We start from the raw sequence: 20,175 nt of genomic DNA, 5'->3' as shown, positions 1-20,175 counted from the left end.
CGCGTTGCCGCGTCACTTCCCCGACTTGAACAGCGGCTTCCACTGCTCCTTCTCCTTCTCCCGGTCCGCGAACGGGACGCCGTTCGCCATCCACGCCGGCATCGGGGCCGCCTTCAGGTGGTGGTCGAAGAACTGCTGCATCCGCAGCGTGTAGTCCTGCCGCGCCGCCTTCTTCGCCAGGCCGTGCAGTTCGCCGTTGTAGTTGAACAGGTAGCACTCCTTGCCCAGCCGCCGCAGCGCCAGGTAGTACTCGATCCCCTGCTGCCACGGGACGGCGTTGTCCTGGTCGTTGTGCAGGATCATCAGCGGCGTCTGCACCCGGTCGGCCATGAAGATCGGCGAGTTCTCGATGAACTTCATCGGCGCGTCCCACAGCGTCGCCCCGATCCGGCTCTGCGTCCGCTCGTACTGGAACTGCCGCGGCAGCCCCGTGCCCCACCGGACGCCGCCGTAGGCGCTCACCATGTCGGACACCGGCGCGCCGCTGGCCGCCGCCTTGAACCGGTTCGTCTGCGTCACCATGTACGCGATCTGGTAGCCGCCCCACGAGTGCCCCTGGATGCCGATCGCCTTCTCGTCCAGGAACCCCTTATCCGCGACCGCCTGGATCGCCGGCAGCACGCACTTGAGCGCGCTCTGCCCCGGCGACCCGACCGTGTACGCGATGTCCGGCATCAGCACCAGGTAGCCGTTGCTCGCGTAGAACGTCGGGCTGATGCTCGTCCCCGCGGTCGGCGGGCGGTAGTTGTGCAACCCGTCCGACAGCCGCTCGTAGATGTACACGATCATCGGGTACTTCTTCGCCGGGTCGAAGTCCTCCGGCTTCACCAGGATGCCGGACAACTCGACGCCGTCGAGGCTCTTGTAGGTCACCAGCTCGGCCTTTCCCCAGTTGAACTCGGCCTTCTTCGGGTTGATGTCCGTCACCCGCCGCACGTCGCGGAAGTCGCGGTCCGCGACGTAATAGTCCGGGTAGTCGTAGAACGTGCCGGCCGTGAACAGGAGCGTGTCGGCCCGCTTCGCCTTCACCGGCCGGCCGTAGGCCCGGCCGCTCATGACGAGGAGCTTCGGCTTACCGCCCGGCTCCAGCCGGTAGAACCCGCCGTCGCGGGTGGCGAGGTTCGTCGCGCTCAGCAGCAGCGGCTTCGACAGGTCGAGGCCCCGCTGCGGCTCGCCGTCCGGGTCCGGGAACGTGACGACGTTGAACTCCGTCTTCGACTCCCGGCCGATCTTCGTCAGGTTCTCGGCGCTCGACCCGTCGGCCGCGACCTTCCACAGGTCGTACCGGTCTTGCAACACCAGGAACTTCTCGTCGGCCGTCCACGCGGCGAACCCGTAAGGCCGCGGCTTCATCGGCTGGTCAAAGTCCTCGTCGAAGAACTTCACCGGCAGCTTCGCCGTCAGGTTCACCTTCTTCCCGTCCGGGACGGTGAGGCAGAGCCAGTCCTTGCCGTCGAACGTCGCCCGGCACTTGCCCTTCGGCGACCCGCCGAGCGTCCCCTCGTGCGCGGCCAGCAGCGGCTTCGTCTCACCGGTACGGATGTTCATGATTGCGTGATCGGCCAGCGACGCCCCGTACCCGGTCAGGTGGCGGTACGGCTTGTCGTTGCTCGCGACGGTCCAGTCGCCGAAGTCCGGTACGGGGACCGTCACGTCCTCGTCCGAGAGCTGGCGGAACTCCTTCGTGTCGAAGAAGTACACGGCCGTGTACGACCGCGTCCGTTCCGTGTCGCCGCGGACCTTCTGCATCGGCTGGATGAGCGCGTCCTTGTAGTGCCACAGGTCGAGGTCCACGCGGTCGGCCGGGGCGGCCGGCGGGGTCGGCGTGGTCGGCCGTTCTTCGGGAATCTTCGCCGTGGAGACGACGAGCTTCAGCCCGTCGTCGGTGAACCGGACGCCGCCGCGATCGACGATCATCGTCCCCGGCTTCAGCCCCGGAACCGTGCCATTGAGCAACTCGACCGCCGGGGCCTTCGACGTGCGGTCCCACAAGCAGACCTTCGGCTTCGGGGCCGGCTTCTTCTCCTCGCCGGGCTTCGTCGGCGGCGTTTCCTCGGTGAAAAAGAACGCGAGCCGCGTCTGCTTCTCGTCCCAGGTTTCGCGGGCGATCCTCCCCTTGCCGGCCTTGATGGGCTGGAGCGTGGTCGTGCCGAGTTCGACGGCGAACAGCCCGGCGTCCTCGTCTTTCTTCGACGCCCGCGTGAGGAGCATCGTCTTGCCGTCCCGCGTGGTGCTGTAGCTCAGCACGTCGGTGAAGGTCTGTTCCTTGCCGTCGGCGAGGCTGCGGACGACGAGTTCGGACCCGACCGGGGCCGGCGGGGCGGCCGGCGTCTGTTCCGCGGTCGGCGCAGTCGGCGGCCGCTGACCGCCGCCGCGCCGCGGGAACCGGCCGCCCGGCTCGGGCGTGGCCGGCGTCGCCGGCTGGTTCTGCGGCGGCCGCGGGGCGAGCGACACGCCGCCGACCACGGCCGCGGCGGGGGTCAGGTCGGCGGCCTTCGCCTCCTTGTGCAGCACGAGGAAGTTCGTCTTCTCGACGACGGTGTAGTTCCGCACGCGGGGCAGCCGCTCGACGACCTGCCCGGTCGTCAGGTCCATCACCGCGAGGACGCCGCCGGCCTTCGCCTTACCGGCCTCCGCCTTCGTCGGCGTCAGGGAGAACAGCACCTTCTTGCCGTCCGGCGTGAACGCCGGGCTGCCGCCCGGCGCGAAGGGCGGCGCGGCCGGGGTAGCGGGGGCGGCTTCGCCCTCGGCCTTCTCGGCGGTCGGGCGGCCGCCGCGGGGGACGGCGTACTCCGGGCCGCCGGTGAGCGACTTCACGATCACCGCGCCGTCGCCCTCGGCGGGCATGCGGTTGTACGCGAGCCACTTGCCGTCCGGGGAGAGGGTGACGTTACTGGCGGTGTTCCAGATGTCGTAGTCGGAGTGCTTCAGCGGGCGTTTGGTCGGCGTCTGGGCGAGGGAGAGGGTCGCCGTGGCGAAGAGGAGGGTGAGCGCGAACGGTCGCAACACGGTGGGAACTCCTGGCGGGATGAACGATGGGCTGATAATACCGCGAACCTGCGGGGTCTGCACGGGAGATGCGGAGAAAAATGGTCGCGCAGCGGGGGCGGCCGCGCGCGTTGTAGGGCGGGTCAAGGCTTCGCGCCGACCCGCCGCCCCTCCGGTCCCCTCTCCCCCGGCTTTGCGGGGGAGAGGGTTAGGGTGAGGGGGAACGCCTCCCTCACACGGGAGAGACGTTTCCGGATCGGGGAGCGTCTTCCCCCTCACCCCGGCCCACTCCCCCCGCAAAGCCGGGGGTAGAGGGAGATAAGACGGCGGGTCGGCGCAAAGCCTTGACCCGCCCTACGGGTCACTCCTTCGCCCGCTTCGCGGACCACGCGGCGTCGCGCGGTTGGCCGTCGAAGTCCGTCAGCACCCAGCCGGTGACGCCGGTTCCAGTCACGATCCCCTGGTACGTCGCGACCGCCTCGCGGCCGAAGTTGCGGGTCGCCACCGCGAACATCAGCTTGTTCCCCTCCAGTACCGCGTCCGCGATCGGGGCGCTCGTCGCCGCGTCGCCGCGCTTCGACTCCAGCGTGCCCGTCGGCTTTCCGTCCTTCATCGCGACCGTCAGCGTGAACGCCGTCACCGCGTTCCCTTGCCGCACCTCCCAGGCGTACTTGCCGGTCGGATCGACCGTTGCCTTCGGGTCGTGGTTCGGGAACAGCTTCACCGGCTCCGGCTTCACCGCCGCGGCCAGCGCCACCAGGTCGTCGTTCGACTTCGCCACGTCCGGGTGGTCCCGCCAGACCCACCGGAGCATGAACGGCAGGATCGCGCCGCCGTGGTCGTCCGAGTGGCCGCCCTTCCCGACCACGGCCGCGTGGTCGTACCCCTTCTCCTTCAGGGCCGCGATCATCTTCTGGTTCTGCAAGTACCAGTCGCGGTCGAGGTTCCGCGGGCTGCGGTTGTCCTGCTCGCCGTCCTGCAGGAAGACGCGGAGCGGCTTCTTGTCCGCCTTCCGCACGAGGTCCGGGTAGACGTGCCCGCCGTGGATGTTCGTGAAGCTGCCGATCAGGCTGATCACGTTGCGGAACTCCGCCGGCCGCTCCCAGGCGACGGTGAACGCGCAGATGCCGCCGCTGCTCGACCCGCCGATCGCGCGGTTCTCCGGCTCCTTCGCCAGCTTGTACTTCTGCCCCACCTCGGGAAGGATTTCGTCGATCACCATGCGGGCGAAGGCGTCCGTCAGCACGTCGTACTCGCGGTCGCGGTTGTTCGGGTTGCCCGTGCCGATGGAATCCGGGAACGTGTCGCCCCGCTGCCCCGGCGTGATGAAGACGCCGATGGTCACGGGAATCTGTTTCTTCGCGATGAGGTTGTCGAGCACCTGCGGGACGCGGAGGACGCCGGCCGGGTTGATCGCCCGCGCCCCGTCGTGGAAGACGAGGACGGACGCCGGCTTCTCGCCGGTGTACTGGGCCGGGACGTGGACCCAGTACTTGCGGACGGTGTCCTTGATGACCTTGCTCTTGAACAGGACCGGCCCTTCGAGCTTCCCCTTCGGCACGTCCTTCTGCGGCAGCGAGTCCGCGGTGAGGGAATACTTCGGAGGAACCTGCGGGTCGCGGGCGGCGCGGGTCGGCTCGGCCGCGGTTGTGGCGGAAGAGAGCGCGACGAGCAACGTGAGGGCGGGGAGGGTACGCACGCGGGTGGTCCTCGGGAGTGGGAGAAGGGCACGCCGTCCGTTGTACGGCCGCGAACCTTCGGCGGCGGCGTTCGTAGAATTCCTACGCACGTTGCCGCGTCCCCTCCCCGGAGAGCCTGGCGTGAAGCCCGCCGTGAAAATCGCCGCCGCCGTCGCCGCGGTCGCGGCCGCCGCCGCCGCGTGGTACGTGTTCGTCCGCGTCGCCGTGCCGCCGGTCCCGACGCCGGCGTTCGAGCCGACCACCGACCCGGCCGTCGTCCGCGACGTGACGCAGGCGCAGGAGGCGGTGCGGGCGAACCCACGGTCGGCCGAGGCGTGGGGCGAGTACGGCATGGTTCTCCGGGCGTACGAGTTCCACCCGGCCGCCGACACCTGCCTCGAGACGGCCGCGAACCTCGACCCGGCCGACGGCCGGTGGCCGTACTACCTCGGCGACCACGTCGCGAAGGCGGACGCGGCCGCCGCCGTGCCGTGGTTCCAGAAGGCGAGCGACCGGCAGCTGCCCGAGAACGCGGCCGAGGGGGTGCGGCTGCGGCTCGTCGAGACGCTCCTCGGCCTGGACCGCACCGCCGAGGCGCAACAGGCCCTCGCGGGGATGGAAGCGAAGTCCGCCCGCGCCCGGATCGCCGCGGCGCGGGCGGCGGCCGCGGCCGGCGACGCGACCCGCGCCGCGGAACTGCTCACCGACCTGGCCGACCACCCGACGGCCGGCCGGCAGGTGCTGCTGTTGCAGGCGCAAATCTACAAGGACACGCGGCCGTCGTTCGCCGCGGACGCGGCCCGGCGGGCGGCGACGGCCCCGGACGCGGCGTGGCCGGACCCGCTGCTGGCGGCCGTCACCGAGCGGCGGCGGAGCCGCGGCGGGTTGCTGGACCGGGCCGCCGGGCTACTCCAAGAGGGCCGCCCGCGGGAGGCGTTGAAGGTGTACCAGCCGCTGGCGACGGCCGCCTCGCCGGACGTGAAACCGTTCCTCGGGCTGGCCGAGGCCCACCTCGCGCTCGGGGACCCGGCCGCCGCCGCCGCCGCCCTGGACATCGCCCTCCAGCGGGAGCCGAAGAACGTGCTGGCGAACTCCCACCGCGGGCGGATGCACTACGGCCTGGCGGAGCAGCTGTGGGCGGCCGGCCGGAAGGCCGAGGCGCGGGCCGAGGTTCAGAAGGCCCTGCCGTACTTCGACGCCGTGCTGGAGACGAACCCGACCGGGAGCGCGCTCCTGCTCAAGGCGGGCGCGATCGAGCGGATCCTCGAGCGGCCGGCCGAGGGGATCGCACTGATCCGCAAGTTCGTCGAGCAGCGGCCCGAGGTCGGCGAGGGGCACTTGATGCTCGGCATCGCGCTGGAGAACCAGAACTACCTCGCCGAGGCCGAGGAGAGCTACCGGAAGGCGGCCGACCTCGCCGCCCCCGGCGACAACCGGGCGCGGCAGGCGCTGACGGAGTTGTCGAAGAAGAAGCCGTAGGGCGGGCGAGCGACCGGGCTTGTCCCGGTCGGCCCTCCGCCTCGCGACCCCGTCGTTGAACCCCGGCGACCGTCACCGGCCGAAGAAGGCCGACCGGGGCAAGCCCGGCGCCCGCCGGGTCACCGGCGGAGCTTCTCCAGCGCCTTGCGGGGGCGGTCGTCGTGCCGCGGGGCCAGCTTCACCGCCTGCTCGGTCGCCCGGACGGCCTCGTCCTTCTTCCCTTGGGCGGCCAGGATTTCCCCCAGCACCACGTACCCCTCCCACTCCTCCGGCCGGGCCTGGATGCACTTCCGGATCGCGTCCGTCGCCGCGTCCGGGCGGTTCAGCTTCATCTGCAACCGGGCCAGGTAGTAGAACCCCGGCGCGTAGTCCACCTTCATCGCCACGGCCGTCCCCAGGTGCGTCTCGGCCTTCAGGTAGAACTCCTTCGCCTGGTCGGCCCGGCCGCGGGCCGCGGCCGCCTCCGCCCGCTGGTACCACGCCACGCCGAGGAACGCGTGGGCCATCGTCAGGTTCGGGTCGCCGCGGACGGCGTCCTCCAGCGGCGGAACGGCGGCCTCGTAGTCGCCGACGTTGACCAGCGCCCGGCCGAGGATCATCTCGTTCCGCGGGCTGGGGTACAGGTCGGCCATCCGCCGGGCCGTCTGGAGGGCGGCCGGGTAGTTCCGCTGCGCCTCGTGGTACGTGAACGTGTCCATCATCACGTTCGGCCCCCGCTGGTGGGCCGCCACCTCGTTGGCGAACGGGTTGTTCCACGGCTGGTCGTCCGGGAACGTGGCGGCGACGAACTCGAACTCGTCGGCCTTCGCCTGCCGGCCGGCCCGGCGGTGGACGGCCGCGAGCAGCGCCGCCGCCCGCTTCCGGGCGTGCGGGGACGGCCCGAGCGGCTCCAGGGCGCGGACGGCCGGGCCGTCCGCCCCCTTCTCGACCAGCGCCTGCGCGTGCCGCAGCGCCGCCCACGGGTTGGCCGGGTCGGTCCGGTAGACGCGGGCGAAGATGGCCTCCGCGTCCGCCGCGTCGCCGAGCTTCGCCAGCGCCTCGGCGAGCGTCAGTTCGACGGCGGCCCGGTGCTCCAGCGACGGCAGCCGCTGGTCCAGGCTCGCCCGGTACAGCCGCACCGCCTCCCGCGGGTCCGACTCGCGGAACTGGCGGCCGATCAGGAACGTCCACCGGCCGTCGTCCGGGGCGAGCGTCGCCGCCGCCCGGTAGCACGCCACCGCCTCGTCGAACCGCTCGTGGGCCTCGAACGCCATGCCCAGCTCGCCCCACGCGGCGGCGCTCTTCGGGTCGGCCACGACGGCCCGCCGCTTCGCCCCGACCCACTCCCGCATCGGCGGGTCGGTCCAGTCCGCCGGCACGTCCGGGATCGGCGGCGCGGCCGGCGAATTCCCGGCCGAGAAGTACCACGCGGCCCCGCCGCCGGCGGCGGCGAGGGCGACGATCCCGAGGAGGAAGAGTTTGTTCACGGCTTCTTCCCCCCCGTCGGCCGGATCAGCCGGACCTGGTTCGCCGGCCCGCCCGGCAGCAGCTCCTTCTCGCCGGACGGCCAGCGGACCTCCAGCTTGTCGTAGGTCGTCGCGGCCCCCAGGCCGAAGTGCGCGACCGGCTCGCACGCCGACAGGTAGCTCTGCTCCGGGCAGATGAATTGTACCTGCGTCCGCCCGCCGGCGGTGACGCGGACCTCCGTGCCGAGCAGGTCGCGGTTGCCGCGGAACGGGTCGGCGGCGCGGACGGCCACCCAGTTCCCGCCGGCCGCGACGTTCCGGTACAGCCGCGCCCGGTCCGCGAGGCCGAGCACCAGCAGGTCCGGCCGGCCGTCGTTGTCGTAGTCGCCGAGGGCCAGCCCGCGGGCGACGTTCGGCCGACCGCAGAAGCCGGTGTTGTCGGCCGAGATGTCGAGGAACGCCCCCGTGCCGTCGTTCTTGAGCAGCTGGTTCCGCTCCGCGTAGGCCCGCCAGAACTTCGGCAGGTGGTCGGCCCCCGGCGGCGGCGTCCCGGCGTACACCTTCCCGTTGACGAACGCGATGTCCGGGGACCCGTCCCGGTCGAAGTCCGCGGCCACGGCCCCGAACCCGGTCCCCCGCCACTTCGTCTTCGCCACCCCGGTTACGGTCGTCCGGTCCCGGAACAGGCCGGCCGGCCCCTGCTTCCAGAGCGTGTGCGTCTCGTTCGACAGGTGCGTCACGAACAGGTCGGTCAGCCCGTCCCCGTCGTAGTCGGCGGCCGCGATCCCCATGTTCGCGTACTGCTCGCCCATCCCGGTCAGCGCGACCCCGCGGGACAGCGCCTCCTCCTTGAACGTGCCGTTCGTCTGGTTCACCCACAGGAAGTTCGGCTTCCCGTCGTTGGTGACGAAGATGTCCGGCCACCCGTCGGCCGTCAGGTCGGCGCAGTACACCCCCAGCCCCGGCCCGGACTTCGCGGCCAGGCCGGCCGGGACGGTCACGTCCTCGAACCCGCCGGTGCCGCGGTTGCGGAACAGCTTCGCCGCCGTGCCGGGGAACGTCTTCGGCCCGCAGAAGTCCCGCGACCCGTCCGGGGCGGTACACGGCCACGACTTGTCGTAGTCCAGGTAGTTGACGACCACGAGGTCCAGCCACCCGTCCCGGTCGTAGTCGAGGAACGCGGCCGACGACCCCCACAGCGGGTTGACGATCCCGGCCGCGGCCGACACGTCCTGGAACTTCCCGCCGCCGACGTTCCGCAGCAGCTTCGCCCCGACGAACTGGGTGACGAGCACGTCCGGCTTGCCGTCGTTGTCGTAGTCGCCGACGGCGACGCCGACGTTGTACCCGTCGAAGTCGAGGCCGCTGCCGGCCGTCGCGTCGCGGAACGTGCCGTCCGCCTTCTGGAGGTACAGGTGGTTCGTCTTGCCGGTCTTCGGCCCGGTCGATTGGAGGAGTAGCAGGTCGAGCCGGCCGTCGCCGTCGGCGTCGAACAGGGCGCACCCGGCGACCATCGACTGCGGCATGAAGAAGTCGCCGGTCGGCCCGCCGTCGTGGGTGAACGCGAGGCCGACCTTGTCGGTCACGTCCTCGAACCACCCGGCGGCGGCGGCCGTGTCCGGCGGCTCGACCGGCGGCGGCGGGGGCGGGGCGTCCTTGTCCTTACAACCCGCGACGACCGCCAGCATCAGGACGAGGAGGGGGGCCGCGCGGGACTTGGGGCGGGTACGGCCGAACGCCGTCGCACACCCCGGTGGGGTACGGAGGAACATGGGGAGGGCTACCTGCGAGTACGAAGCGGCGGCCGAGACCTCGGCCGCGTAATGAAAAACTGATGAAAAGCCTAACCTTCTCCCGCGCGTCTGTCGAGGGACATTTTCACGGAAAACTAACTTGACCCCAGCCCGGCCGCCCCCATCCGTCACGCCGGGCCGACGTGCCAGCAGACGCCGGCGAGGTCGATGAACGTCACCTCCCGGCCCCACGGGAACGCCTTCGGCGGCTCGATCCGGAAGCCGGGGAACCGGTCCGGCAGCCCCTTCGCCGCGACCGCCGCCCACCACGCGTCGAGGTCCGGGACCACGAGCTTGAGCATCAGGTTCTCGGCGAACGCGAGTTGGTCGAAGTCCTGGAGGATGAACTGGGCGGCCCCGCACCGGAACCCGACGTACCCGCCGCCGGCCCAGCTTTCCGCGAACCCGAGTTCGCGGAACAGCTCCCGGCTACGGGCGAAGTCGCGGCCGCCGGGGACGAACGGCAACAGGGCGAGCGGTTCGGGCGGCGGTGGGCCTTTTGCGTGTGACATGGCCCCAGCGTACCGGCCGACGGGCCGCGGTGCAACGGCCTACGGCGGCGGGGCCGCCTGCACGACCATGACCGGCCAGAACGTCTCGGTCGGGTAGCAGTGCCACAGCTGCGACTCCTCGATGAACTTCGCGAACAGCTTGTCGGCCGCGTACACCACCCCGTCGGCCCCGTGGAAGCAGGGGAAGGGGCCGAAGTTCTCGGTCGGCCCGCCGGCCACGTCCTCGAAGTGGATGACCGCCCGGTCCCGGCAGTCGTACCGGGTGAAGTACTTGGCCTGCACCTCCCACTGGTGGCGGCGGTACGACCCGACGATGACGTTGTGCGGCCCCTGCCGGATGTAGTTGCCGGCGATCCGGAACCACGGGGCCGGCCCGAGGGTGACGGCTTGCGCCCGCAACGGGCCGTCGAAGTGCAAGTGAATCATGGCCGGTCCCTCGCTTTCCGAGTGGGGATGCTTGAGGGAGCCGCGTCGGGGTTCTCCAATTCGCGAACAAAGGCGTCGGTTTCTCAAGCGGCCGCGGCCGGGAAAATGACCGACCGCGCGTGCGGAAAAGAAGACGCAAGTTTCGGGCCACGACCGGCCGGCCGAAGAACACGTCCGCGATTTCGACCGCCGACCGCCTTATCGGGTTGCCCAAGCCCGTCGTACCCGGCGTGCTTCACCCCGCCCGCCAAGCCGGCGGCCGTACCCGCGGCGGCACGGCCCACTCGCCGTACCCCGCGACCCGGCCGCACCCCGTACACCGGGCGGCGAGGAAGAACCGCCGGGGGGCGCGGCCGGGGGAGCGGACGACGGCGGCGCACACCTCGAAGCAGTCGCCGCCGCACGCGCAGTTGCACGCCTCCGCCCCGGCGTCCCCGGCGTCCGCCGGGACCGGCCCGGTGGAGAGCCGCGCCCCGCACGCCTCGCAGTCGAGGGTGGCGCAGCCCCGGCCCTCGGCCACGACGATACCGAACTCGCGGCCGCCGCACGGGCAGACGGCGTCCGCGTAGTGGCTCACGGCCCCGCCGTGGTCCCGCGCCAGGCCGTCCAGCACCGGCCGGATGTCCTCGGGGCCGCCGCCGAACCAGCCGTCGTCCCGTCTCGTGAGTGCCATGTACGTCTTTCGCCAGAAGGCCCGGAGGTGACAAACGTGTCGGACCGTCTAAGCGCCGGGCCACGGTTGGTTGTAGCGTCTGAGCCATCACGTAGGTCAGGCTTTCTAGCCTGACGCCTCGGGCTGTGCAGGCTAGAAAGTTTGACCTACGACGGAACCGCGGCCCCGTGCTTACCGGGCGTCGCCGGTCAGCAGGCCGCTCGCGCGGATCGCGGCCGCGACCTCCGCGTACAGCCCGAACCCCGCCGCCAGCACCTGCGTCAGTTCGGCCGCGCCCTGGTACCACGGCTGCGGGTACGCCGGCACCGCCGGCAGCGGCGGCCGGGACAGCCGCTCCACGGCCCGCATCAGCCGGGAGAACGGGCCGCCGACGTGCCCGGCCGGCCCCCGGACCACGAGGATGAATTCCGCGGTCCCGTGCCGCAACCCCAGGTTAACGCCCAACTCGCCGGGCACGTCGGCCTCGCGGGTCGCGTGGAACCGCTCTTTGCGGTTGTACGTGAACGCCCGCCCGGTGGACGCCAGGGCGGCCGCCACGTCCGCGGCCGCGGGGCGGCGGCCGCGGACGCCCTCCGCGGACCGCGTCGCGACGCACAGGTCGTACCACCGGCGGGCGAAGTCCAACCGGTGGAGCAGTTCGAGCAACCGCCCCTCGGCCGCGTCCGCGTTCTCCATCCCTGCCCCCTTTTCGGCCGCGCGGCCGACGTTCACCCGTTGCCCGGCGGGATGTCGAAGTGGTAGACATCTTCCCGGACGCCGAGCTTCGAGTACAGCGCGACGGCCGCCGCGTCGTCCCGGTCGGCCTGGACGTAGACCACCCACGCCCCCCGCTCCGCGGCCACGGCCCGGAGCTTTTCGATCAGCCCGGTGGCGACGCCCCGCCGGCGGAACGGTTCGTCCACCGCGAGGTCGTAAATGTAAATCTCGCTGCGGGCCTGCTCGAACTTCGGCAGCACGTAGGCCGCCAGCCCGCCGACGACGCGGCCGTCGGACCGGGCGACCACGGCGATGAACCCCGCGCTGCCGAGCAGCCCGGCGAGGTAGCCGTCGGCCGGCCGGGCCGCGTCGTAGGTGGCGGGGGCGTCGAACGCGCGGCCGAACACCGACAGCAGCGCGTGCAGATCGGCCAGGTCGCCGGGGCCGAGAACGCGGTACTCCATGTCGGCCTCGCTACCCCCCGAACTTCCGGGCCAGGCCGGGGTACAACGCCTCGACCGTGTCCTCGTCCCAGCCCTTACCCTTGAGCGTCCGGGTCACGTTCGGGGCCACGCCGTCGTAGTCCTTGCCGGTGGCCTCCTCGTACACGCGGGCCGCGATCGACCACATGTCGCCGCACTCGACCTCCTCGCCCGGCTCGACCCGCCGGCCGGCCTTCGCCGGGTCGGCCAGGGCGGCCTCGAAGTACGCCCGCCCCTGGGCGACGAGCCAGCCGACGAAGTAGTCGAACCCGTCGTCCGAGCACCCGCCGTTGATGATGTACGCGGCGGCCCACAGGTCGTTGCGGAACGCGGCCCGGGCGCACTCCAGGAACCGCCGGTCGAAGCCGACTACGTCCTTCGGGTCGAGGCCGCGGAGCAACTCCCGGAGCCGGTCCATCTGCGCGTCGATGTCGCCGGCGGTCCCCCGGCGGCTCCGCGCGATCAGCTTCCAAAACTCGTCCGTCGTCATCGTGCCTCCTCGTCGGGAACGGCCGGGCCGGGCGTCACGGACCGCCCCTGAAGACCCGCCTCCTGGGTTTGCGCGACCACGCCCGGGTCCTTGTCGGGGGACGCGGCGGCATGGCCCGAGACCCCGAGCAGCCGCCCCCACCCGTCCGGCCACAGCGGGTGGAACCCGCCGGGCCAGAGCAGCCGCCACGTCCGCCACGACCCGATCAGGGCGAGAAGCGTCACGGCCACGCCGACGAGTATCGCCTCCCGGCGGCCGTCGAACTGCCACCCGATCACGGCGAGCGAGAAGTACGTCAGGGCCAGCGTGGGCAGGGCCGCCACGGCGGCGGAGGTCAGCGTCCGGAGCCACGCGAGAAACCGCTCGTCGGCGGCTTCCCGGTCGCCCCAGTTGTACACTTCCCAGTCCCTCACCGCCGGCACGTCCTGGAATGTCTTGCGAATGAAGCGGGAGATCGCCCGCGCCTGGACGGCGTACTCGAGGTGCTTGAGGTCCAACAAGAGGGCCAGCAGGGGCAGCGCGAGGGTCGCCAGGGCGAGGGTGTTTTGCCAGGGGCCGCCCTTCCGCATCCACTTCTCCCACTGCTCCGGGTCGTCGCGGTGGCCGTAGAGGAAGACCATGACGCCGCCGACGAGGACGAGCTTCTGGAGCCAAAGCCCGGCCATCTTCCCGAGGTAGCCCTGGGACTCGGCGAGCAGGGTCTTGTAGAGTTCCTGGCGGTACGGGTTGTCGGCCCCGCCCGCGGGGGTGTCGGCCTCTTTTGCCATCGCGCCCTCCGGGACCGAACGTGGATCGAGATCGCGCCGCGCGACCCGACTCGCGCGTGACCGCTTCTAAACGTCCCAGCGTAGTGAATCTCGTCGGCCCGGTCAAAAGCGAACCCGGCATCGCGATTGCTCCCCTCACCGTCGTCGCCGTTCCGGGTCAACCGCGCGTGGGTTCGCGCACCGGCCTGCTTACTCACGCCATGTTCGCTTCCCTCGGGTGCTCGATGCGCTCACTCCTGCTCCTGGGCCTGACCCTTGCCGCGTCGGTCGTGCTCGCCGCCGACCCGCCGCTGCCGCCGCCGTTCGAGACGAAGTCCGTCGTCAAGCACCCCAAGGTCATCGGGTGGCCGGCGGGCAAGACGCCGACCGCGCCGGCCGGGTTCACCGTCAGCCTGTACGCGGACGGGTTCGACAGCCCGCGGTGGCTGTACGTGCTGCCGAACGGCGACGTGCTCGTCGCCGAGGCCCGCACGCTGCCGAAGCCGGACGCGAACCCGGAACAGAAGGAGGGGATGAAGAAGTCGAAGACCGTCACCGGGTCGTCGGCCAATCGCATCACGCTGCTCCGCGACGCGGACAAGGACGGAAAGCCGGAGGTCCGCGAGGTGTTCCTGAAGAACCTGAGTCAGCCGTTCGGCATGGCCCTCGTCGGCGACCAACTGTTCGTCGGCAACACGGACGCGGTCGTGCGGTTCCCGTACAAGGCCGGGGAGACGGCGATCAACGCCCGGCCGACGCCGGTGCTGCACCTGCCGCTGGGCGGGTACAACAACCACTGGACGCGGAACGTGGTGGCGAACGCCGACGGCACGAAGCTGTACGTCTCCGTCGGGTCGGCCAGCAACGTCGGCGAGAAGGGGATGAAGGAAGAAGTCCTGCGGGCCTGCATCCTGGAGATGAACCCGGACGGGACCGGGCTGCGGGTGTTCGCGGACGGCCTGCGGAACCCCGTCGGCATGGCGTGGGAGCCGAAAACGAAGGCCCTCTGGACGGCGGTGAACGAGCGGGACGAACTCGGCGACGAACTCGTCCCCGATTACATCACGAGCGTGAAGGACGGGGCGTTCTACGGTTGGCCGTACAGCTACTTCGGCAAGAACGAGGACCCGCGGCGGAAGGGGGAGCGGCCGGACCTGGTGGCGAAGGCGGTCGCGCCGGACCTGGCGCTCGGCGCGCACACGGCGTCCCTGGGGCTGTGCTTCTACGCGGCCGACGCATTCCCGGAGAAGTTCCGCGGCGGGGCGTTCGTCGGCCAGCGGGGGTCGTGGAACCGGTCGAAGTTCTCCGGCTACCGGGTCGCGTTCGTGCCGTTCAAGGACGGCAAGCCGGCCGGCCAACCGGAGGACTTCCTGACCGGGTTCATCGCGAACGAGAACGACGTTTACGGCCGCCCGGTCTGCACGTGCGTCGCGCCGGACGGGGCGCTGCTCGTCACCGACGACGTGACGAACCGCATCTGGCGGGTGGCGGCGAAACCGTGACCCGGCGGGCGTTCACGCTGATCGAGCTGCTGGTCGTCATCGCCATCGTGGCGGTGCTGGTCGGCCTGCTCCTCCCGGCCGTGCAGAAGGTCCGGGCGGCGGCGGCGCGGGTGTCGTGTTCCAACAACTTGAAGCAAGTCGGCCTCGCGCTGCACAACCACCACGTCGCCGTCGGCCGGCTGCCGCCCGGCCGCGGGACGCCGACGCCGGCCATCTTCTCGGCCCACGCGTACCTACTCGCGCATCTGGAACAGGACAACCTCCGCGGGCTGATCGACTTCGCGTCGCCGCCGGCCACGTTCACGATCCCGCCGGCGACGGTCCACGACGGAACAAAAAACTACCCGGCCGCGACGACGGTGGTGAAGTCGTTCGTCTGCCCGGCCGATTCGGCGGACGGCCGCGTGCCGGGGTCGGCGTTCGCCGGCACGAGCTACGCCGCGTGCGCCGGTAGCGGGGCGAACCTCGGGACGATCGCGAACGCGGACGGCGTGTTCTTCCTCGGCTCGGCCGTTCGCCTCACCGACATCCTCGACGGCACGTCGAACACGGCCGCGTTCTCCGAACGCACCCTCGGCGAGGGCGGGGCCGGGCCGGGCCGGCCGGACCGGGCGATGCGGGAGGCGTCCGGCGACCCGACGGCCGCGGCGTGCCAGACCGGGGCGTGGAACACCGAGCGCGGGGCGAAGTGGATCGTCGGCAACTACGGGAACACGCTGTACAACCACGCCGCCCCGCCGAACCCGCCGGCCGTGGACTGCCTGAACGCGGCCCAGCAGAAGGGCCGACTGGCGGCCCGCAGCCTCCACGCGGGCGGGGTGAACGTGCTGGCCTGCGACGGCGGCGTGCGGTTCGTCGCCGACGGCGTGTCGCCGGCCGCGTGGAACGCGCTCGCGACGCGGGCCGGCGGCGAGGTGGGCGGAATCGGCGGTTGGGAATAGAAGAACCTTAACCCGTCGCCCGGAGTTGCCGCGAGGCCGCCATGTACTGCCCGACCTGCAACCACCTGAACGTGCCCGGCGCGGAGGCGTGCGAGAAGTGCCAGGCCGACCTGACGGCGCTCGACCGGCCGACGCCGCAGGACAAGGTCGAGGCGAGCCTCATGTCCGAGCCGGTCGCCGCGCTGGGGCCGAAGCCGCCGGTGACGATCCGGGACGACGCGACGATCGCCGACGCGATGGAGACGATGATCGACCGGGCCGTCGGGGCGCTGTTGGTCGTGACCGAGGCGAAGCGGCTGGTGGGCATCCTGACGGAGCGGGACTTCCTGACGAAGGTGGCCGGGCAGGCCGGGTTCGAGGCCCGGCCGGTGCGGGAGTTCATGACGCCCGACCCGGAGACGGTGTCGCCGCTCGACCCGCTGGCGTTCGCGCTGCAGCGGATGGACACCGGCGGCTACCGCCACCTCCCGGTCGTCGGGGCGAACGACCGGCCGGTCGGCGTGATTAGCGTCCGCGACGTGTTGAAGCACATCACGCGGCTGTGCAAGGAGTGACGGGCCTACGCCCCCGGCTTCCCACCGCCGGTGCTGCGGCCGAACTTCCGCCGCAAGAGAATCTTCTGCAACACCGTGTTCCGCAGCTTCGGGGCCGGCTTGTCGTGCTCGTCCTCGATCTCGCCGACGATCTCCTCCAGCACGTCCTCCAGCGTCAGGATGCCGACCACCTTCGCCCCGTTCTCGCGGACCACGGCGAGGTGGCGGTGCGACTTCTTGAACACGTTCAGGGCCGTCGAGACCGGCGCGTCCGCGTCCAGGATGACCGGCTCGTACACCGCGTCGATCAACTGCACGATCCCGTTCAGGCTGAACAGGTAGAACAGGTCCTTCGTGTTGACGACGCCGACGACGTTGTCCGGCGTGCCGTCGTACACCGGCATCCGCGTGTGCGCCCCCTGCCGGACGGCGGCCATGAGCGCCTCGGACTGGATCGTCACGTCCAGGGCGGCGACCTTCTCCCACGGGACCATGCAGTCGCGGACCTTCTTGTTCGACAGGCTGAACACGTTCAGCACCACGTCCGCCTGCTCGGCCGTCATCAGCCCGGCCTCTTCCGTGTCCTCGATCAGCAGCCGCAGCTCGTCCACGCTGTAGACCTCGCCCTCCTCGCCCTCCGGCCGGTAGCCCATCATGCGGAGGAACCGGTTGCTCGTGCCGTTCATGAGGCGGATGAGCGGCCGGGAGATTCGCGCGAACCGGTTGAGCGGCCCGGCCACGAACAGCCCGATTTTCTCGCTCGATTGCAGCGCCGCGATCTTCGGCATCTGCTCGCCGAAGACGACGTGCAGGAACGTGATGAGCGCGAGCGTGAGCGTGATCGACAGGGCGCGGGTGACCGGCCCTTGCCACTCGGCCGGGAGGTTCGCGAACAACGGCGAGATGAGGGACGCCAGGGCCGGCTCGCTGACGAACCCGAGGGCGAGGCTGGCGACGGTAATGCCGAGTTGTGCGGCGGCAACGCTGTCGTTCAGTTCATCGACGGCGTGTAGTAGTTTCTCCGCCCGCGGCTGCTTGAGGTTCACCAGCTCCTGCACCCGACTCCGCCGCAGCGCGACGAGGGCGAACTCGGCGGCGACGAAGAACGCGTTGATTAAGATGAGCAGCGGGATGGCAACGAGGCCGACGACGAGGGCGGTGGAGGACGCGGGTTCGCCGGACGCGAAGATCACGATGATGGCTCAGGGGACGGGTGGGGCGGCAGACAGGGGTAGTATAGCAACCGGGGTGCCGCGCGCAGGGGCGTACTTCGTCAGCCACGCGGTCATAGTAGTAGGCACACTCCGTGTGCCGTTTGCTACCTCGTGCCGAAAGCTCTCGCGGAATCTCGAAGACTCGATTCCGCGGACGGCACACGGAGTGTGCCTACTACTATTTGCCGCCCGGCGGGACGTACTTCGTCAGCCACGCGGTCATAGTAGTAGGCACACTCCGTGTGCCGTTTGCTACCTCGTGCCGAAAGCTCTCGCGGAATCTCGAAGACTCGATTCCGCGGACGGCACACGGAGTGTGCCTACTACTATTTGCCGCCCGGCGGGACGTACTTCGTCAGCCACGCGAACACTTCGGTGTGCCAGTGCTTGCTGTTCGCCGGCTTCAGCACCCAGTGCCCTTCATCGGGGAAGTTCACGAATCTGCTAGCGACGCCCTGCCGCTGGAGCGCCGTGAACAGTTCGTGCCCCTGCCCGATCGGGCAGCGGAAGTCGTTGTCGTTGTGGATGACCAGCATCGGCGTCTTGTGCTTGCCCAACTCCCCGGCGCGGACGTGCGGCGAGAACTCGCGGTACTTGCCCGGCTTCTCCCACGGCAGCCCCTGGTGCTCCCACTCGTCGAACCAGAGTTCTTCCGTCGTGCCCCACATGCTCTCGAAGTTGTAGACGGAGCAGTGCGTGATGAGGCACTTGAACTCCTTCGCGATGTCGTTGACCGCGAACCAGTTCTGCATGTACCCGCCGAAGCTCGCCCCGGCCGACCCGATCCGGTCCTTGTCCACGTAGGGCAGCTTCTTGACGTGCTCCAGCCCGGCGACGAGGTCGCGGTAGCACTTGCCGCCCCAGTCGCCGGAGATTTCATCGACGAACTTTTGGCCGAACCCGGTGCTGCCCCGCGGGTTCGGCAGGGCGATGACGTAGCCTTGTGCCGCCCACACCTGCGGGTTCCAGCGGAAGCTCCAGCCGTCCTCCCACGCCCCCTGCGGGCCGCCGTGGACGAGGTACACGACCGGGTACTTCTTCCCCTCGACGAACCCCGGCGGCTTGAGCAGCCACATCTGCATCTCGCCGTCCTCGATCTTGACCTTCACGCTCTCCGGCCGCGGCCGGTCGAGTTCGGCGAGCAGCGCGTCGTTAAAGTTGCTGACCTTCGCTTCGGTCGTCTTGCCGGTCGCGGTGGACATGGCCCACACGTCGGCCGGGGCGGTCATGGCGACGTGCGAGAAGGCGGCCGCCGTGCCGTCGGTGGAGTAGCTCAGGCCGCTCGCCGACCCGAACGCCAGCGGCTCCTGCGAGACCTCGCCGCCGGCCGTCGCCGGGACGTAGTGGATGAAGCCCCGGCCGCCCGCCTCGGCGACGAACGCCAGGACGGCCGGGGTCTTCCACGCGAACTCGTTGACCGACAGGTCGCGGTGCGCGGTGACGTTGACCGGCTTCCCGGAGGGCGTGCCGTCCTCCTTCACGTCCGTCACGAGAATGTCCCACTTGTCGGCCTCGTACCCGGCCTTCGCCTGCCGCCGCCACGCCAGCTTCTTGCCGTCCGGCGAGAACTGCGGGTACGTGTCCGCCGCCGGGTTGTCGCCCGTCAGCGACTCCCACTTCGGCGACTTGTTGTCGATGCTCACGCGGCAGATGTCGTGGTTCGTGCTCCACGCCTCGCCCTTCTCCGGCACGGCCGTGAACAGAATGTGCTTACTATCCGGCGTGAACGTGAAGTCGTCGCCGACGCTGAACGTCGTGCTCGTCGGGTAGGCGTCGCGGTCGCCGGGGGTCACGTCCCGGCAGTCCTTGCCGTCCGCGGTGACGACGAACAGGTGATTGCGCTTGTCCCCGACGTAGCTGTCCCAGTGCCGGTAGAAGAGGCGGGTGAACGTCTTCGCCTTCACCGGGTTCTTCTCGATGGCCTCGATCTTCTCCCGGTTCTTCGCGTCGCTCTCGGCGAACGGCAGCTCGCTGAACTCCGGGTAGACGGCGCTCACGAACGCGACCAGCTTACCGTCCGGCGACCAGACGCCGGTGGCGGCGTCCGTGCCGATGTTGGTGAGCTTCCGCGCCTCGCCGCCGGCCTTCAGGTCGAGGACGTAGAGCTGCCCGGACCCGTCGCGGCTGGACTCGAAGAGGATTTTCGTGCCGTCCGGCGACCACCGTGGGTGCGTGTCGGCCTTGCCGGAACTGGTGATCTGGCGGGGCGGCGTCTTGCCGTCGGCGGCCGCGAGCCAGAGGTGCGTGTGCTTCTTGTTCGCGGCCGCGTCGGTGATTTCGGTCACCTGGTAGACCACGTGCTTGCCGTCCGGCGAGATCTGCGGCTCGGCGACCCGCTTGAGTTTGAACAGGTCGTCGAGGGTCATCGGCCGCTTGTCGGCGGCGGGGGTATCGGGTGCGGTCATGGCAACGGCCGTGAGCAGGAGGAAGAATCGCATGGCGTACCTCGGGAAAGCGAGAGGTAACGGAAGGGTATGCGGGAGGGACGGGTTCGGCGAACCTCGTTTCGTGTCGGGGCGATGGGGGAAAAACCTAGACTTCCGAAGTCCGGCTTCGACTTCGGAAGTCGATCCCGC

At 70.6% G+C, this 20,175-nt stretch carries 17 protein-coding genes; 4 read left to right on the top strand and 13 right to left on the bottom strand.

Annotated elements, in window-relative coordinates; translation table 11 throughout:
- Positions 1 to 12: 12 nt before the first annotated feature.
- Entirely contained in the window at positions 13 to 3,009 is a 2,997-nt protein-coding gene (locus AC5JJ2_RS19810; protein ID WP_495859758.1) for an alpha/beta hydrolase family protein, read from the bottom strand.
- Positions 3,010 to 3,349: 340 nt separating this feature from the next.
- Positions 3,350 to 4,687 carry an alpha/beta hydrolase gene (locus AC5JJ2_RS19805; RefSeq protein WP_495859757.1) on the bottom strand — a complete coding sequence of 446 codons (1,338 nt, stop codon included), beginning with the start codon at positions 4,685 to 4,687 and terminating at the stop codon, positions 3,350 to 3,352.
- Between the two features lie 121 nt (positions 4,688 to 4,808).
- Here AC5JJ2_RS19805 and AC5JJ2_RS19800 point away from each other — a divergent pair, with 121 nt between their 5' ends.
- On the top strand, positions 4,809 to 6,146 hold the full coding sequence (locus AC5JJ2_RS19800; protein ID WP_495859756.1) for a tetratricopeptide repeat protein: 1,338 nt from the start codon (positions 4,809 to 4,811) through the stop codon (positions 6,144 to 6,146).
- 119 nt (positions 6,147 to 6,265) lie between these two features.
- Here AC5JJ2_RS19800 and AC5JJ2_RS19795 read toward each other — a convergent pair whose 3' ends face one another.
- The 9 genes from AC5JJ2_RS19795 to AC5JJ2_RS19755 all read right to left on the bottom strand — a co-directional run bounded on the left by AC5JJ2_RS19795 (position 6,266) and on the right by AC5JJ2_RS19755 (position 13,430).
- A complete protein-coding gene (locus AC5JJ2_RS19795) occupies positions 6,266 to 7,612 on the bottom strand; it encodes a tetratricopeptide repeat protein (protein ID WP_495859755.1) in 1,347 nt (448 codons plus the stop codon).
- The gene (locus AC5JJ2_RS19790; RefSeq protein ID WP_495859754.1) at positions 7,609 to 9,363 is read right to left on the bottom strand and encodes a CRTAC1 family protein; all 1,755 of its coding nucleotides are present in this window, start codon (positions 9,361 to 9,363) and stop codon (positions 7,609 to 7,611) included. Before AC5JJ2_RS19790 ends, AC5JJ2_RS19795 begins: the two co-directional genes overlap by 4 nt.
- Before the next feature lie 149 nt (positions 9,364 to 9,512).
- Positions 9,513 to 9,896: a VOC family protein gene (locus AC5JJ2_RS19785; RefSeq protein ID WP_495859753.1), complete on the bottom strand. Its 384-nt coding sequence runs from the start codon at positions 9,894 to 9,896 to the stop codon at positions 9,513 to 9,515.
- Positions 9,897 to 9,935: 39 nt separating this feature from the next.
- Entirely contained in the window at positions 9,936 to 10,322 is a 387-nt protein-coding gene (locus AC5JJ2_RS19780) for a hypothetical protein (protein WP_495859752.1), read from the bottom strand.
- Between the two features lie 235 nt (positions 10,323 to 10,557).
- Positions 10,558 to 10,995, bottom strand: a complete 438-nt coding sequence (locus AC5JJ2_RS19775; RefSeq protein ID WP_495859751.1) for a hypothetical protein — start codon at positions 10,993 to 10,995, stop codon at positions 10,558 to 10,560.
- A 171-nt stretch (positions 10,996 to 11,166) separates the two neighbouring features.
- Positions 11,167 to 11,670: a hypothetical protein gene (locus tag AC5JJ2_RS19770; RefSeq protein WP_495859750.1), complete on the bottom strand. Its 504-nt coding sequence runs from the start codon at positions 11,668 to 11,670 to the stop codon at positions 11,167 to 11,169.
- 32 nt (positions 11,671 to 11,702) lie between these two features.
- Positions 11,703 to 12,155 (bottom strand): AAC(3)-I family aminoglycoside N-acetyltransferase, encoded by a 453-nt coding sequence (locus tag AC5JJ2_RS19765; protein WP_495859749.1) that lies wholly within the window; start codon positions 12,153 to 12,155, stop codon positions 11,703 to 11,705.
- A gap of 10 nt (positions 12,156 to 12,165) precedes the next feature.
- Positions 12,166 to 12,663, bottom strand: a complete 498-nt coding sequence (locus AC5JJ2_RS19760; protein ID WP_495859748.1) for a DUF4240 domain-containing protein — start codon at positions 12,661 to 12,663, stop codon at positions 12,166 to 12,168.
- On the bottom strand, positions 12,660 to 13,430 hold the full coding sequence (locus AC5JJ2_RS19755) for a hypothetical protein (protein WP_495859747.1): 771 nt from the start codon (positions 13,428 to 13,430) through the stop codon (positions 12,660 to 12,662). Before AC5JJ2_RS19755 ends, AC5JJ2_RS19760 begins: the two co-directional genes overlap by 4 nt.
- A gap of 224 nt (positions 13,431 to 13,654) precedes the next feature.
- Between AC5JJ2_RS19755 and AC5JJ2_RS19750 the strand changes: the two genes are divergently transcribed.
- From AC5JJ2_RS19750 to AC5JJ2_RS19740, 3 genes are read left to right on the top strand one after another with little or no spacing between them, the layout of a single operon-like run.
- A complete protein-coding gene (locus tag AC5JJ2_RS19750) occupies positions 13,655 to 14,911 on the top strand; it encodes a PQQ-dependent sugar dehydrogenase (RefSeq protein WP_495859746.1) in 1,257 nt (418 codons plus the stop codon).
- On the top strand, positions 14,908 to 15,852 hold the full coding sequence (locus tag AC5JJ2_RS19745) for a DUF1559 domain-containing protein (protein ID WP_495859745.1): 945 nt from the start codon (positions 14,908 to 14,910) through the stop codon (positions 15,850 to 15,852). The genes AC5JJ2_RS19750 and AC5JJ2_RS19745 overlap by 4 nt, the downstream gene beginning before the upstream one ends.
- A gap of 41 nt (positions 15,853 to 15,893) precedes the next feature.
- Positions 15,894 to 16,406, top strand: a complete 513-nt coding sequence (locus AC5JJ2_RS19740) for a CBS domain-containing protein (protein ID WP_495859744.1) — start codon at positions 15,894 to 15,896, stop codon at positions 16,404 to 16,406.
- A 5-nt stretch (positions 16,407 to 16,411) separates the two neighbouring features.
- Here the strand turns inward: AC5JJ2_RS19740 and AC5JJ2_RS19735 are convergent, their stop codons facing one another.
- Together AC5JJ2_RS19735 and AC5JJ2_RS19730 are read right to left on the bottom strand one after the other, a co-directional pair.
- Complete coding sequence (locus AC5JJ2_RS19735; protein WP_495859743.1) at positions 16,412 to 17,578, bottom strand: hemolysin family protein; 1,167 nt, start codon at positions 17,576 to 17,578, stop codon at positions 16,412 to 16,414.
- Positions 17,579 to 17,925: 347 nt separating this feature from the next.
- Positions 17,926 to 20,037 (bottom strand): dipeptidyl-peptidase 5, encoded by a 2,112-nt coding sequence (locus tag AC5JJ2_RS19730; protein ID WP_495859742.1) that lies wholly within the window; start codon positions 20,035 to 20,037, stop codon positions 17,926 to 17,928.
- Between the last annotated feature and the right edge of the window lie 138 nt (positions 20,038 to 20,175).

The sequence above is a fragment of the Limnoglobus sp. genome (assembly GCF_059499385.1).
This window is presented reverse-complemented; position numbering and strand designations above follow the sequence as displayed.